Source organism: Gimesia aquarii, assembly GCF_007748195.1.
Classification (GTDB): domain Bacteria; phylum Planctomycetota; class Planctomycetia; order Planctomycetales; family Planctomycetaceae; genus Gimesia; species Gimesia aquarii.
On the sequence record NZ_CP037920.1, the window covers coordinates 3,404,045 to 3,419,237 of the forward strand.

Genomic DNA, 15,193 nt, shown 5'->3' on the forward strand with positions numbered 1-15,193 from the left:
CGGATTACGATGTTTTCCCGGTTTTTTATCTATCATCCTATCTTTGCCAGTGTCATCTCGATTGTAATTGCCATTGTCGGTGCATTGGCTCTCCCCTTATTACCCGTGGAATTATTTCCAGATATCACACCACCGACTGTTGCCGTTACCGCGACATATCGGGGAGCTGATGCTCAAGTGGTTGCCGATACTGTTGCTACACCCATTGAACAGCAGGTGAATGGTGTGGAGGACATGCTCTATATGTCGTCCAGTAGTACCAGTGACGGCAACATGACGTTAACTGTGACGTTTGATGTAGGTACGGATCTGGATATGGCAAACGTGCTGGTACAGAACCGGGTTGCGATCGCGAATCCCCAACTACCTGAAGATGTGAAACGAGAAGGGGTGACTACAAAGAAAAAGTCAACGAATATGACTTTAGTGGTTGCCTTGAACTCACCTGATGAAACGTTTGATGAACTCTATTTGAGTAATTACGCCTCCATTAATATCAATGATGAATTGAAACGAATTGATGGGGTCAGCGATGTGACTGTGATTAATGCCAAGGACTTTGGCATGCGGATCTGGTTGAATCCGAATCAACTCGATACGAGAAACATCACGACGACTGATGTAGTTAATGCGCTACGTCAACAGAATGTGCAGGTAGCTGCAGGGCAGATTGGCCAGGAGCCTAATCCTGATAATCAGGATTTTCAATTAACGATCACAACTTTGGGACGTTTATCAGATCCCAAAGAATTTGCCAACATTATTATCAAAACCGGTGAAGATGGACAAATTACTCAGATCAAAGATGTGGCCACAGTACAATTAGGTGCGCAAAGCTATGATGGTTACTCTCAGTTAGATGGGAAGCCAGCTGCTCTGATCGCCATCTATCAGTTGCCTGGTGCGAATGCGTTGCAAGTAGCAGAAGAGTCAAAAAAACTGCTGGAAAAACTAAAAGCAGATTTTCCGAAAGGTCTCGATTATTCTGTACCCTATGACTCAACCGAATTTGTGACTGCCTCGATTACGGAAGTGGTTGAGACGTTGTTCATTGCACTCGGTCTTGTGTTTGTCACGATCTTTGTCTTTTTACAAGACTTCAGAGCGACTCTGATTCCTGCTGTGACGATTCCCGTTTCGCTGTTGGGAACAATGGCGGTCATGCTCGCAATGGGATACACGATCAATACTCTGTCATTGTTTGGAATTGTGCTTGTGATCGGGATCGTGGTCGATGATGCCATCGTCGTTGTAGAGAACGTTACTCGTATATTAGACACGGAAAAGTGTTCTCCCAAAAAAGCCACTGAACTTGCCATGATCGAAATCACTGGCCCTGTGGTTGCGACCACTCTTGTGTTATTGGCCGTATTCGTACCTACGATGGTTCTGCCGGGAATTACCGGGCGTTTATATCGTCAGTTTGCGTTAACTATTTCAATCGCAACTCTCTTTTCTTCTGTCTGTGCATTAACGTTGAGTCCAGCGATGTGCGGTATTATGTTGCGACCTACTCAGGAAAGACGTGGTTTCTTCTTTCGTGCGTTTAACTGGTGTTTTGATCGATCTTTAAACGTCTATATGAAATTCGTCAAGGTATTTGTCAGACGTGCATTTTTTATGATTATCCCACTAGGAGCGATATTTGCAGCAACAGGAGTCGGATTCCTTTCGGTTCCTGGTGGCTTTTTGCCAGATGAGGACCAGGGATACATTTTTATAAATACACAATTGCCAGATGGTGCCTCCTTAAATCGAACACGTGCCGTTCAGAATCGGATCAACAAGATCGCTGCCGACCTGCCTGCTGTAACCAATGTGATTACAATGGGAGGCTTTTCCATGTTGAACAATTCCAATGCCTCTAATTATTCCACAACAATTGTTGCCTTGGAGAATTGGGACCAGCGGCAAGAACCTAGCCTCAGTGTGTTTGCATTAGTTCGCAGACTACATGTCCCATTATCACAGATCCAGGAATCGATTTCTTTTCCATTCATTCCTCCCGCGATTCAGGGTCTGGGTAATGCAGGGGGATTTCAGATACAGATTCAGGATCGTGGTTCGGCTGGATCTGATGTCTTACAAATGGCGACGATGGATCTAATGGATCGTGGAAATTCTGATCCCGTTCTATCAGGTTTGAATACCAGCTTTAGCGCCACAGTCCCACAGATCTATCTCGATATTGATCGCGAGAAAGCTATTAAGATGGGAGTGCCCCTTGATTCTATCTTTGACACCTTGCAGGCAGAACTGGGGTCTATGTATGTCAATGATTTCAATATCTTTAATCGCGTGTTTAAGGTGATGGTTCAGGCTGATGAGAATTTCCGAAGCAAGGTGGAAGACATTACTCGTTTAAAAGTACGAGACCGTAGAGGGAGCATGGTGCCCCTTCACACGCTGGTGAAAGTCAATAATTCAGCCGGTCCTCAAAATGTGAGCCACTACAACCTGTATCCGACAGCTTCTATCACCGGGAACTCAGCGCCCGGATACAGTTCTGGGCAAGCCATTACTCGAATGGAACAACTTTCAGATGAGGTTTTACCGCAGGGATTTGGTTATGAATGGACGGGAATCTCTTATCAGCAGATTGAAGCGGGAAATATGGCGCCCTTCATTTTTGCGATGGCGCTGGTATTTGTCTATTTATTCTTATGTGCTCAATACGAAAGCTGGTCGATTCCCCTTTCGGTGATTCTGTCCGTACCTCTCGGAATCTTTGGTGCCATTTTTGCCACGATGCTGCGTGGATTCGACAATAATATTTATACACAAGTTGGATTTGTTTTGTTGATTGCATTGGCTAGTAAAAATGCGATTCTGATTGTGGAATTTGCAAAGCTCCAGCGTGAGTCGGGGAAATCAATCACTGATGCGGCAATTGAAGCCTGTTTTCTACGTTTCCGCCCTATTCTGATGACAGCCATTAGCGCGATTCTGGGTGCGGTACCATTGGCGATTGCCTCTGGTGCCGGAGCAGCGAGTCGACAGGCTTTGGGCACAGCCGTCGTAGCAGGATTAACGGCTGCAACATTCTTCGGTGTGTTTATGGTTCCTGTGATGTACGTGATTGTTCAGAAAATCAGCGAATGGATTGGTGGCAGGCAGCAAGTACATGAAGAAGGGACAGATAGTTCTCCTGCGCCTTCAGCTTGAATTATCAAACAAAAAAGTACGGTACATCAACTGAAGTGGCGCTGCCGATTAGCCTCGTAAAGCAGTATCCCAGCAGAAACTGCTACATTGAGCGACTCCGTTTTTCCTTGCTGTGGAATGCGCACGAGGTGGGAACATTCTTCGAGAAGTGCAGCCTGAATTCCGGTACCTTCGTTTCCCACAATGACAGCGGTCGGTTGCTGAAAATCATATTCTGAAAGCGATTGTTGAGCGTGCATTGTTGTGCCCACTACACAAACTCCTTTATTTTTCAAGTCATGACATAATTGAATCAGGTCGGGAGTTTGAGCAATCGGGATGCGGTTCAGGGCACCGACCGAAGTACGGCAGACGAGACTGGTGACTTCACATTGTTCATCGGTTCCTACAAAAATGCCGTGTGTTCCTAAAACTTCGGCTGATCTAATCATCGCACCAAAATTATAGGGATCTTGAATTCGATCCAGAACTAAATATAAGGGGGATTTGGTTTGTTTCTGGAGCAGATCCTGTGCAGAGGCGTACGGAAAAGGTGACATCTTTGCAATCATTCCCTGATGATCACTAGCCCGGCATTTTTGTGTGATTGCATCGGTCGAAGAGATCGAGACAGGAACTGATAATCGATTCGCAAGATGTTCTGCCTGAGCAATCACGTCTGATTCCAATTGGTCTGACAAATGCAGTTCCCACATTGGCCAGAAACCCACGGATAATGTTTCCATGACGGCGTTCCGACCCCAAATCCAACACTTTTGATGGTTTCCGAGAAGGGGCTTTTTTTTCTTTGATCTAGATTGCTTTCCGACCATAGGAATTCTATTTCGTTTTGACTATTCTATGAAGGCAACTGGTGACTTATCAAATTCTGAAAATCAATTTTATAATGCATTCGAGTGGAATATTGATCCTTGTTGGGGATCGCAATTTCATATTAACGAATCAAGTGACCCTCGTTATGCTATAATAAGTTACTAGCAGTTTTTTACTGAAAATAATACAGAGGCGGTTATTTTGTCTGGAAATCCAATTATATATAAACCATACGAGTGGGAACGACTCAGAATCGCATCTCAGTTTAATGCGAAATTGATGGACCATTTACGCCCTTTTGTCAAGCCGGGTGTTACCACTGATGAAATTAATGAAGTCGTTCATGAATATACAGTGTCTCATGGTCATGTTCCGGCAACACTGGGATATATGGGGTATCCCAAAAGCTGCTGTATCAGTATTAATGAAGTCGTCTGCCATGGCATTCCAGATGAGACTGTACTGAAAGAAGGTGATATTGTTAACGTCGATATCACCAGTATTGTCGGTGGTTGGTATGGTGATCAATCGGAGACATTTCTAGTAGGAGAGGTCTCCGAAGATGCGCGAAAGCTGGTACAAGTTACGTTTGACTCACTGTTTCTGGCCATTAATACCATTCGACCTTCATCCAGCGTCGTTGAAATTGGGGAAGCGATCTATGGCTATGCGACAGGGTTGGGTTATGGTGTCGTACGTCAATATCAAGGTCATGGGATCGGTCGAGAATTTCATACTGATCCCGGGATTCCACATTATCCCACCTCGGCATCAGAGCGAGATATCCTGCTTCCTGGGATGTGCTTTACGATCGAGCCGATGTTAAATGCCGGCACCTGGAAAACCGTAGAAGACCGTAGTGATGGATGGACCGTCCGCACGAAAGATAATAAATTATCGGCACAGTTTGAACACACAATTCTAATGACTGAAGATGGTCCTGAAATCTTGACTTTAACGAAAGAGGGGCCTCAGCCCGGTCATCAATTCTGATAGGCACAATTGGTTTTCATTTTCGGAACAACTCTCATTTTTTCTGAAATTCAGGTCATGTTTTGCTTTTCATGCTTTGATGATGCTTGTCGTACTTAGAGTTTGAAATGCGGCAACGCTCTCTAGAGTAATAAATCTCTTTTGCGATTTTCATTTTGCTGCAGGCTATTGCAGTTTCTTAAGAACATATAGTATCTTAAGATCATAATCCCTTTTTCGTTGAAGGATTACAATGTGCTAGCCGTTTCTTGATGTTGCTTGAACAAAAGTAGCGAGATTTGGAGTCAACATGATGCGACTTACGATGCTGATAGCGGGTGTCATTTTTTCGATAACAATTTCTGTTTTTGCAGAAGAGAAAACTCTGGACTGGGCTCAAGTCACTGACAAAGCAGGTTGGCAACCACGCGATTCACAGGGCGAGTTAGTTTATAAAGATCAATTGTGGATTTTTGGTGGCTGGTTCAATTCTTATGAAGCACCACCTCGTGATGTGTGGAACTCATCTGACGGAAAGAAGTGGAATCTTGTTACCAAACAGGCTCCCTGGATTCATAGTGACTTGCCGATGTCAATCGTCTTTGATGACAAAATGTGGATGATGGGGGGGTGGTATAACGGCAGGCTCAAAGGGCATTCTGCAGGAAATCAAGTCTGGTCATCGGTGAATGGCAAAGATTGGGATCTCGTGACCGAGCAAGCCAAATGGACCCCGCGCCTGGCTGCAGCGATTGTGGAATTCAAGGGGAAGATGTGGTTACTGGGGGGCATTGAAAATTATTATTTTGGTGATGATAAAAGTCTAAAAAATGATGTCTGGTATTCTTCAAATGGCAAAGATTGGAAACTGGCAACTGCTGATGCAGGGTGGTCACCTCGCGCGTACCATCAGGCTGCTGTATTGAATGGGAAAATCTATGTATTTGGAGGTGGCAATTATACACCCAAATATCATGCAACGAATGATGTATGGAGTTCTGAAGATGGAATCCATTGGAAACAGGAAACAGCGCAGGCTCCCTGGCACGAAAGGCTGTGGTTTTCTTCGGTGGTCTACCGAGATCGAATGTGGGTTATTGGTGGTTGGTCTAATCATCCCGCAAAAAATAAAAATGATGCCTGGTATTCAAAAGATGGAAAGCATTGGAATAAACTCAAAACGAATAAAGTCTGGAAAGAACGCCACGAGCTTTCCGCGTTTGTTTTTAAAGATAAGATCTGGATTGCAGGAGGGCATGCACAACCTCTCAACAGTGAGGTCTGGACGCTTGATATCCCCAGGGACTGGTTCAAAAAGGAAGAGAGTAGCGCCTCTCTGAAACGTGGTCTACCAAAGACTATTGAAAAACTAAAGTCTGGAAAACCGACAAAAATCGTTTGTTTTGGAGATAGTGTCACCGGGGTTTACTATCACACGGGGAGCCGGCGTGCTTATACAGATATGTTAGGCATCGCATTAGAAAAAACGATACCTGAGGTGAACCCTCATATGATCAACGCTGGTATCAGTGGGCATACCACGGTCAATGCCTTATCACGGATTGACCGGGACGTGCTACAACATCAACCTGACCTCGTCACGGTGATGTTTGGTTTAAATGACATGAGTGGTGGTAAAAGGCATGTTCCATTGGAACAATACCGGAAAAATTTACAATTAATCATTACCAAATGTCGTGCTGTAGGAGCAGAAGTTCTACTTTGCACACCGAATGCTGTAACTACAACTCAAAGTCGCCCTGCAGAGAAATTGGTTGAGTATTGTGATGTTGTGAGAGCAGTTGGCAATGAAATGAGTGTACCTGTGTGCGACTGCTATCAAAAACTGAATAAATTGCGCGATCAAAATCCATTCGCATGGCGATTACTGATGAGCGACGAAATTCATCCCACAATGGCAGGGCACAAGAAAATAGCGGAATTCATTTCTGAAGCAATTACAGGAAAAGAGATTTCACTGACCGAAGTCGAACCACCTGTACTTGCGATTCCGCGCACGAAGTCGCTACTGAAAACAAATCAGCCGATTCGTGTTGTCGCAATGCCTCCCTTGGATGAGATGATCCAGAAAGTCGTTAAGCAAGTTGCACCTCAGACTAAATTACAAATGACTGTCTGGAAGACAGATGGTAAAACAATCAAGCAAATTGAAGCAGATGCCAAAACAGTGATTCGTCCGCAGAAGCCGGATTTGGTTTTACTGGCGATTCCGCGCACAGCAGCTTCAGATTCGAAGGAAGAATTCATACATAGTTATATCTGGACGATGAACTATTCCCTGAATTTTGGAAAAGGGGGCTGGGATTGTGTCGTTTTTCATCCGAACGTCTTTAACCCTCAGAGTGCAGATCCTGACTTTGACAAGCTAATACGCCAATTGGTCCGCGGGCAGGATTTGACTCTCGTCGATCGTAAACCTGATCAGAAAACAGAAGCAGAAACGATTTTATTGAAATGGTGGCAATCTCAACTGAATTGAGCCATGCATGATTTGCTCTGTTGCCTAAAAAAACAGCAGCTTGCTTTGACATCAATCTCTCTGCATCGATATCAATTACGCTTGAAAATCATTAGTTCGAATTTTCCTGATTTGGGACATTTTCGTAAGTTTCGATATGCGTATTTAATGCTCTTGAGATGTGTGCGGTCAAACATTTGGTTGCCAGCTTAAGATCACGCTTTCGAATCGCCTGCAAGATGGATTTGTGCTCTATCGCATAGGTGTGGGGCTGATGTTGGGAACTGAATTGACCTTTAAAGGCAAACCGTTTCCGAATCAGCGGCGCAATCACTTCCAGGAGCGTCTGACTACCCGTGCTTTCGACCAGCGTGCGATGGAAACGCATGTCGTTATCAAGACGTTCATAGCGCGAAATATTTCCATTAGCAGCAATCACAGCATCACATTCTGCCTCTAATCGATCGATCGTTTCATTAGTGATATGTTTCATGGCCTCTTTTAAAGCGACCGGTTCAAGCAATAGTCGACAATGATATAAATCAGTAATTTCAGAGACAGTGAGTGAAACAATTTGCCAGCCGCGACGTGGAATACGTACAAACATGCCGTCTTTGCAGAGCCAGTCCAGTGCTTGTCGAACAGTAATTAAGCTGACACTGAATTCTTTGACGAGATCTTGCGCACGTACTGTCTGACCCGGAAGGTATTCGCCGCGCAGTACCTTTTCCTGAATCTCTCGATAAGTGCGTTCTGTCTGGTTTTTAAATTCGAATGTCTCATCAGTCGGAACTGCGCCGTTTGTAGGTATTTTGACCACAACAGGGTGACGGCGTTCATCAATTTCGACCCACTTATCCTGAATAAGCTGGTCGATTGCTTTTCGGATGGTCGTGCGACTTGTACCTAGTTCCCGTGCCAGAGTGGTTGCATTTAAGTGTGTACCTTTTGAAAGCTCATCTGAGGCTAATTTCGCAAGTAAGTGCTGATGCACACGAGAGACCAGAGTTGGTTGGGAATTTGATGACATGAATTGGCGCCTCTTGAAATCAAAATCGAATGGAAGACAAACCTGACTTCTGAATAGAAACACATTTGTTCGAAGTGATTTTGTCTGCTGCAATTATAGAGAGCATTCAGTGGAACGAAACCTATGGAAAATATAAAATAACAAAATGATATTATTAATAAAAAAGTCATTGACATGTACGTCTCTATGATTTATTAATAATGTTATTCATAAAAAAGTCATTATTTTAAACGATTATGATCTTAATACTCTTCTACAGTAAATAGCTGTTCTACTGTGCTCGTTTATTTTTCATTTCCAGGTTATTGGGAGTACATCAGCCATGCGAACTCAAAAAAATCCTCGTTCTGCTTTTACATTAATTGAATTATTGGTCGTGATTGCGATCATTGCCATTCTGATTGCTTTACTTCTACCGGCTGTTCAGCAGGCCAGGGAAGCAGCCCGTCGTAGTACCTGCAAAAACAATCTTAAGCAATTAGGATTAGCAATTCATAATTATCATGAGGCACATAGTGTTTACCCACCTTCTTCAATAAACAGAGGTGCCGGTAGTCCCAATGGTTGTTCTGGCTGGGGAGTTCCCGCGATCAGCGGTCTTACGATGTTACTGCCTTATATGGACCAGGCTAATGTTTATAACCTCTATGATTTTGATATTGGACAAACTGATCCTTCCGTGAATGTCGCTGCCATGAATACGGATATTCCCTCGTTGGTCTGCCCCACTGATTCCAATTCAGTCGTTCAAATTACAGGAGCCTGTTACAAATTTGCCAGCCCCTGGCAGGCAGCTCAACATAATGGAGGTACAAATTATGTATTTTGCACAGGAACAGGGACTGGTTGGACTTATTTGGGATCTGCGGGAAACGCACCAGATCTCGGGGGAATCTTTCTGGAAAATGGAAAGAAAAAAATACGTGATGTGACCGATGGTACGTCTAACACAATTGCGATGGGAGAAGTTCTCTGGGTTGATCATGCCAATAATGCCCCCAGTAATGGCGAAGGCGGAAAACCAGCCTGGGCGGTTGGCGTAGGGACACAACTTGGATTCTCATCCACAGCAGGCATCAATTTCGATTGGGAACAGTTTGCTGGTTCCCCGGGACAATGCCGTGGTCCGAATACGACAAGTGGCAGTAGTTGTGGTGGTGCACGTCCTGCGGCATTACAAAGTATTCACGTTGGGGGCTGCCATGTGCTCCTGGCAGATGGTGCGGTCAGATTTCTATCTGAAAATATTGATCAATTGACTTTGGATTACCTGTCACAACGGGCAGATGGCGAGGTAGTAGGCGAGTTTTAATTTTGTCTGCAATCCAGACACTCGCATCATTTTAAGTCAAATCATCATAGTCGATCAAGGGAGGTATGAGCGTGACTACTTTGATGAAAGCATCAGTCGTTTTCAGCGCGCTGTTGACATTAAGTGCATTCTTAGTGGGATGTAGTGCTTCTTCAGTAGATGATGCACCCGAGAGAGCAATTACATCTGGCGTAGTTTCGTTTTCCGGAAATCCGATTACCCAAGGGCAGATTAGTTTCATACCTAAGCAGGGGCCGACTGCGATGGGACCGATTAAAGATGGGAACTATCGTATTGACTCAAAAGGAGGTGTGCCTGTTGGCAAGTGCCAGGTGAAAATCCTGGCATATGAGGAAACTGGTAAGGAGTATACAGTGGGTGCTGGTGGAAAAAAGGCAAAGGAAACAAAACAGATCATTCCGACCAAGTATAATAAACGGTCAACATTGCATGCCGAGATCGATGCCGGTAAAGAAAATAAACATGATTTTGATCTGAAATAGATTTGATCAAATTCTATTTGAAATGACGAGGATGGCTAAGTGAGTCATCCTTTTTTCATAGGCTATGAGTTGTCTGTTCTCAATGAATGTGAATCTTCGATTGATGCAGTTCACAAACATTTTCTCACGAGAAGTTGATATTGATTTCTATTAAGAGCTGATTTGTTTATGATTTGATTTTGAATGTAAATCCTTCCTTTTGCTCGCCACCATTCTTATACCGTATTGTCGCACACCTTGAGTTCACTCCAGAAGCCAGGATCAAATCAATGTTAATTGGATACGTCAGTGATGAAAATTACCGTGCCTTATATGATGTCGCTGTGGAGTTTCAGGCGGATGGTCAGCATTTCAGTACTCGTTCCACTGCATCCGGGGCTGTGATCGCAGATCTTTCTGAGGGAACTTATGAAGTCATTTTGCAGCATCATGATTTTTGTTCAAAACGAGTTCAGCTTCAGGTACAAGAAGGTCAGGTGCATCAGTTCCGACTTCTATCTACAAAACTCTATGGCTATGCCTGGCCAAGATGTGTCAGCGTCGGGGAGTCTTCCGAATTTCGAGTCCACTCTACATCCGAATATTATTTAGAACTTTGGCGTTACGGGAAAAAGAAAGAATACGTGCGTCGTATCGGTACTTTTGATGATCATGCCCCTTTAGCAAATCTACAAATCACTCCAGATGGTGATTATACCCAGAATGGTGTCGACTGGAATCACGTCGGTTATAAAACGGTCACACAGAAACAAAGGGTAACCGCACCGGATCGAACGGGCTTGTATATGTTCCATCTCAGTAATCAAGAAGGAAAAGTATTTACGTTTCCCTGGGTGGTTTCTCCCGAAACACCGCAAGCAGATGTTGCGATTCTTGCCAGTGATTTAACCTGGAACGCTTACAATAATTTTGGGGGCCGGAGTAACTACCTGAATCCGGAAGGTCTGCCTCCAACACCTGTTGTGAATAGTCGCCAGGAGTTACGGCGTTACCTTCAACCTTCGTTTGGGGTCTATTGTTTTGATGAGTACGCACCACTTTCTTTAGAGCGTCCGCAGCCGTATTTACACATTGATCTGAAAGAACAACTACGCGACCCGATTCACAGCCGCATGGGTTGTGGGATGCTGCATTCAGAGTGGCGTTTGTTGGGCTGGATGGAAGAACAAGAGATCGCTTACGACTATTATAGTGAGACCCAGTTTCACTTTGATCAGGTTCCGCTCGATCAATATAAGGTGTTGATTTTGGGATCGCATCCTGAATACTGGTCCAAGCAAATGTATGATCGGCTCAAGTCCTGGGTCTTTGAATCGGGAGGGCGTCTTATTTACCTGGGGGGGAATGGACTGAATTGTGAAGTGGAATTTCTGGATGATCATCGGATCGTGCATCACGATACCGATTGCACAAAGTGGTGCGGAGTAGCGATGGATCCACCGATTCCGGAATCAGAGTCCAAGTATGAAAGTCGCTATCACGTGCGTCAGGAGTCTGAAGCCAACCTGTTGGGAGTTGTTTTCTCCTTTGCTGGCATTATGACGGGAGCCCCATATAAAGTAGTTGATGATCAGCACTGGTGTTTTCAAGGGACAAACTTAAAACAAAACGATCTATTTGGGACGGAAAGTCAGCACATGCGAATTCCGGGAGGTGCTTCCGGACACGAGACGGATAAAATTTCTCCCAGTTCACCGGTGAATGTGCATCTGGTGGCGCAAGGAATGAACCCCGATCAAGGTGGTGCTGATATGGTCCATTTTCAAACTCCCTCTGGGGGGGAAGTCTTTTCTGTCGGCTCGATTTGCTGGATTACATCAATGCTAGTCGACGAAAATGTATCGAAGGTCTCACGTAATGTGATTGATCATTTTATCGAATCATAAATCTAATAGTTGAAGAAACTCATGAAACGCATTCTTCGAGAACATACAACGGCTGTTTTTTCTGCTCAGGCTGAACCTGTGTTGTCAGTGAGTCCCGGCGAAACTTTTATGATTGAAACTGAAGACTCGCGCGGCGGTCGAACCAGGAAACCCGAACAATGTACTCCCGATGCGTTACATAGGATGCGCCAAGAGGGGTATGCCGGTAATCCAGTCGTCGGGCCTGTGTTTGTGGAGGGGGCAGAGCCTGGGGATACTCTTGCGGTTCAGATTCAAGAGATGGCCTGTGATACACAGGGATACTACGGCTATTGGCCGTTCGAGCAACATCTACAGGATCTGATTGAAGAGCCAGTAACACGTTTGGTCAAGATTGTTGATGACAAAGTGAAATACTCATTTCAGGCTGGCGGAAAAACGCATGAGTTGGTCCTTCCTGTTGCACCTGTCATCGGAACGATAGGAACAGCCCCGCAGGAGGAAGTGGTTTATACCTATCATACAGGAACACATGGAGGGAACCTCGATGTACCTGAGATCGGACCCGGCTGTACAATCTATCTGCCTGTGGCAGTCGAAGGCGCGTTATTATCGTTAGGAGATTGTCATGCGCGGCAAGGCGATGGTGAACTGTGCGCGGTTGAGATGCGTTCCGAGGTGAAATTGTCAGTGCAAGTGCTTAAGAATTGGACCAAGCAACAACAATGGTTGCGTGCGGAGACAGATGAGGAACTACTCACCATTGCCTGTGATCGTCCTTTGGAATCTGCGCAGTGGTTGGCGATTCGAGAGATGATTTCCTGGCTCGAAGAGCGGCAGGGATGGACCAAAAGCGAAGCCCGTGAATTTCTGAGCATTGCCAGCGATGTTAAGCCAGGGCAGTCACTTGCTGGGCCTTATTCGATGCGTGTGCTCGTTCCTAAAAAACTTCTGCCTTGAGAACAAGAGGAGAAAAATCAGACGGCCATCATCGATTCTTCACGGTCCAGGATCGGTCGCACGAGATCGTTAATCTCTTTGCATTCCAGATTTGTTAATTGGCGTTGAGGAGCACGAGCAGGGCCAAAGTCTTTTCCGGCGATGTGCATTGCATATTTTAACATGCTGATACTAAAACTCTCACCATTGCGCGCTCGATATTGTTCAATCGGCAGAATGATCCGTTGCAGTGTCATCGCTTCTTCAAAATTCTGACCGGCTAGTGCGGTATATAAAGCAAGTACTAAACGAGGGCAGAGATTGACGGCACCGGAAGTGAAACCTGTCGCGCCAGCCAACATATAATAGGGGGCAAATCGTTCTGCAGAACCACAGAGCCATTCACAGTCACCAGAACTCCGCTCCACAATCGATTGAAACTGATCCATGTGATTCACTGCGTATTTCACTCCGCAAATGTAGGGGTTAACGGCCAAATTCAATAGTAGCTTATCACTGGGAATCTCTCGCGTTTTGTAGATCACAGTAGAAGCATGTGTTGATTCGATGAGACGCAGGTAGTAGTCGGAGGCTCCTTCGTCACACAGGTACGGATGCGGTAAAGGCATCACCATAAGACCGGCAGCACCACGTTTTATCGCCTCTTTTGCTAGTTGAATCGCATCTCCGATGGCGCCACTGATGGGGGCCAGGATGAACGCGTCTGGACCTGTTGCACGACAGGTGGCTTCCACGATGTCCACGATTTCTGAACGAGAGAGACTGTGAAATTCACTCGTACCGGCTGCGGGCAAAAAAACGCGAATTCCAGCTGCATACATTTCATTAATATGATGCTCATAAAGATCAAAATTGATCTTATCTGATTGATCATAGGGTGTGAGTGGGACTGCGTGAACGGTTCTTAAATCAGAGCCAGAAATTAACTGCGACATGAGAATTACCTTTATTGTTTCAAAGAGGAGTTAGCTATCGGTGCGCCACTGCTGTAACTGGTCTTCATCTAACTCAACTCCCAGACCGGGGGCAGTAGGCAATTCTGCAGTAACTGGTCCGAGAGACAGAGGTTGTTGAATTAGATCTGCTTCATGGAACAAAGGTCCCAGGCAGTCAGCGGGAAATCGCTCGCTATCGATCACTTTCATCGCGGCAGCGACATGTATCATGGCTGCGCTGCCAATTCCCAATTCCAGATTACTACCAATCGAGCAGGTGAGCCCGGCTGCCTCAGCCAGATGACAAATCGCGACGGTTCGAGAAATTCCTCCGTTTTTTCCAGGGTAAATACTGAGAATATCAGCAGAACGTTGGCGACAAATTTCCCAGGCATCTTTAACAGTAAATACGCTTTCGTCAGCCATCAAAGGAATCGCGGTCAACTTTCTTAGTTCGTTCCATGCGTCATGCTGGCCTATCGGAATTGGTTGTTCGCAAAACGATAACTGAAACGGTTCCATTCTTGATAATGCTGTGCAGGCAGTGTTGAAATCCCAGCCACAGTTGGCATCGACTCCCATACTCATCACAGGCCCAATGGTTTTTCGGACGGTGTCGAGACGTTCCAGATCGCTTTTTAGATCAAGGCCAACCTTGACTTTTAAACTCGTAAATCCTTGATCGAGAAAATACTGAGTTAACTTGATTACCTTTTCAGGCGAAAAAGCACCGATCACGGTCTTGACGGGTATCGAATTGCGTACCTTGCCCCCAAGGAGTTGATAGATAGGCTGGCCGGCTGCCTTACCTGACAGATCCCACAGTGCCATTTCGATCGCAGCTTTTGTAAACGGGTTAAGCTTGATGACCTGATCCATTTTTTGAACTGCAACATTGAGATTGAGTGGATCTTCACCTATTAAGGCAGGAGTAATGAGTTGGTTTATCGCTGCCAGACAGCTTTCACTGGTCTCCCCACTCCAGCGTGGTGCGAGTGTTGCTTCCCCTAGCCCAATCAACCCTTCATCCGTGAAAACGCGAACGATGACATAGGGAGAATCGACGTGTTCTCCATGTGCCGTTTTAGTTGTTAGAAAAGGCTTTAAAGGCACTTTGATTGGAATGGCTTCGATCCTGGTGATTTTCATAGTAGGCTCT

11 protein-coding genes are annotated in these 15,193 nt (G+C 45.2%); 7 read left to right on the forward strand and 4 right to left on the reverse strand.

Going from position 1 to position 15,193, the window contains the following annotated elements; translation table 11 throughout:
• Positions 1 to 9: 9 nt before the first annotated feature.
• The gene (locus V144x_RS13505) at positions 10 to 3,165 is read left to right on the forward strand and encodes an efflux RND transporter permease subunit (protein ID WP_144985680.1); all 3,156 of its coding nucleotides are present in this window, start codon (positions 10 to 12) and stop codon (positions 3,163 to 3,165) included.
• Between the two features lie 26 nt (positions 3,166 to 3,191).
• Here the strand turns inward: V144x_RS13505 and rlmB are convergent, their stop codons facing one another.
• Positions 3,192 to 3,977 (reverse strand): 23S rRNA (guanosine(2251)-2'-O)-methyltransferase RlmB, encoded by a 786-nt coding sequence (gene rlmB, locus V144x_RS13510; RefSeq protein WP_144985681.1) that lies wholly within the window; start codon positions 3,975 to 3,977, stop codon positions 3,192 to 3,194.
• 202 nt (positions 3,978 to 4,179) lie between these two features.
• On the opposite strand from rlmB, the gene map reads away from it, so the two are divergent.
• Entirely contained in the window at positions 4,180 to 4,971 is a 792-nt protein-coding gene (gene map / locus V144x_RS13515; RefSeq protein WP_144985682.1) for a type I methionyl aminopeptidase, read from the forward strand.
• A gap of 289 nt (positions 4,972 to 5,260) precedes the next feature.
• Positions 5,261 to 7,450: a GDSL-type esterase/lipase family protein gene (locus tag V144x_RS28385; RefSeq protein ID WP_197998918.1), complete on the forward strand. Its 2,190-nt coding sequence runs from the start codon at positions 5,261 to 5,263 to the stop codon at positions 7,448 to 7,450.
• A 91-nt stretch (positions 7,451 to 7,541) separates the two neighbouring features.
• Here the strand turns inward: V144x_RS28385 and V144x_RS13525 are convergent, their stop codons facing one another.
• Positions 7,542 to 8,459, reverse strand: coding sequence for a GntR family transcriptional regulator (locus V144x_RS13525; protein WP_144985683.1), 918 nt, complete (start codon positions 8,457 to 8,459; stop codon positions 7,542 to 7,544).
• A gap of 322 nt (positions 8,460 to 8,781) precedes the next feature.
• Here V144x_RS13525 and V144x_RS13530 point away from each other — a divergent pair, with 322 nt between their 5' ends.
• The 4 genes from V144x_RS13530 (at position 8,782) to V144x_RS13545 (ending at position 13,099) form a co-directional block, all read left to right on the forward strand.
• Entirely contained in the window at positions 8,782 to 9,771 is a 990-nt protein-coding gene (locus V144x_RS13530; protein WP_144985684.1) for a DUF1559 domain-containing protein, read from the forward strand.
• Positions 9,772 to 9,842: 71 nt separating this feature from the next.
• Entirely contained in the window at positions 9,843 to 10,274 is a 432-nt protein-coding gene (locus V144x_RS13535) for a hypothetical protein (RefSeq protein WP_144985685.1), read from the forward strand.
• A 269-nt stretch (positions 10,275 to 10,543) separates the two neighbouring features.
• Positions 10,544 to 12,160: a N,N-dimethylformamidase beta subunit family domain-containing protein gene (locus tag V144x_RS13540; protein WP_144985686.1), complete on the forward strand. Its 1,617-nt coding sequence runs from the start codon at positions 10,544 to 10,546 to the stop codon at positions 12,158 to 12,160.
• 21 nt (positions 12,161 to 12,181) lie between these two features.
• Positions 12,182 to 13,099: an acetamidase/formamidase family protein gene (locus V144x_RS13545; RefSeq protein WP_144985687.1), complete on the forward strand. Its 918-nt coding sequence runs from the start codon at positions 12,182 to 12,184 to the stop codon at positions 13,097 to 13,099.
• A gap of 17 nt (positions 13,100 to 13,116) precedes the next feature.
• On the opposite strand, the gene V144x_RS13550 is transcribed toward V144x_RS13545, so the two are convergent.
• Both V144x_RS13550 and V144x_RS13555 read right to left on the reverse strand, forming a co-directional pair.
• A complete protein-coding gene (locus tag V144x_RS13550; protein ID WP_144985688.1) occupies positions 13,117 to 14,034 on the reverse strand; it encodes a dihydrodipicolinate synthase family protein in 918 nt (305 codons plus the stop codon).
• Positions 14,035 to 14,064: 30 nt separating this feature from the next.
• Positions 14,065 to 15,183: a mandelate racemase/muconate lactonizing enzyme family protein gene (locus V144x_RS13555; RefSeq protein ID WP_144985689.1), complete on the reverse strand. Its 1,119-nt coding sequence runs from the start codon at positions 15,181 to 15,183 to the stop codon at positions 14,065 to 14,067.
• Between the last annotated feature and the right edge of the window lie 10 nt (positions 15,184 to 15,193).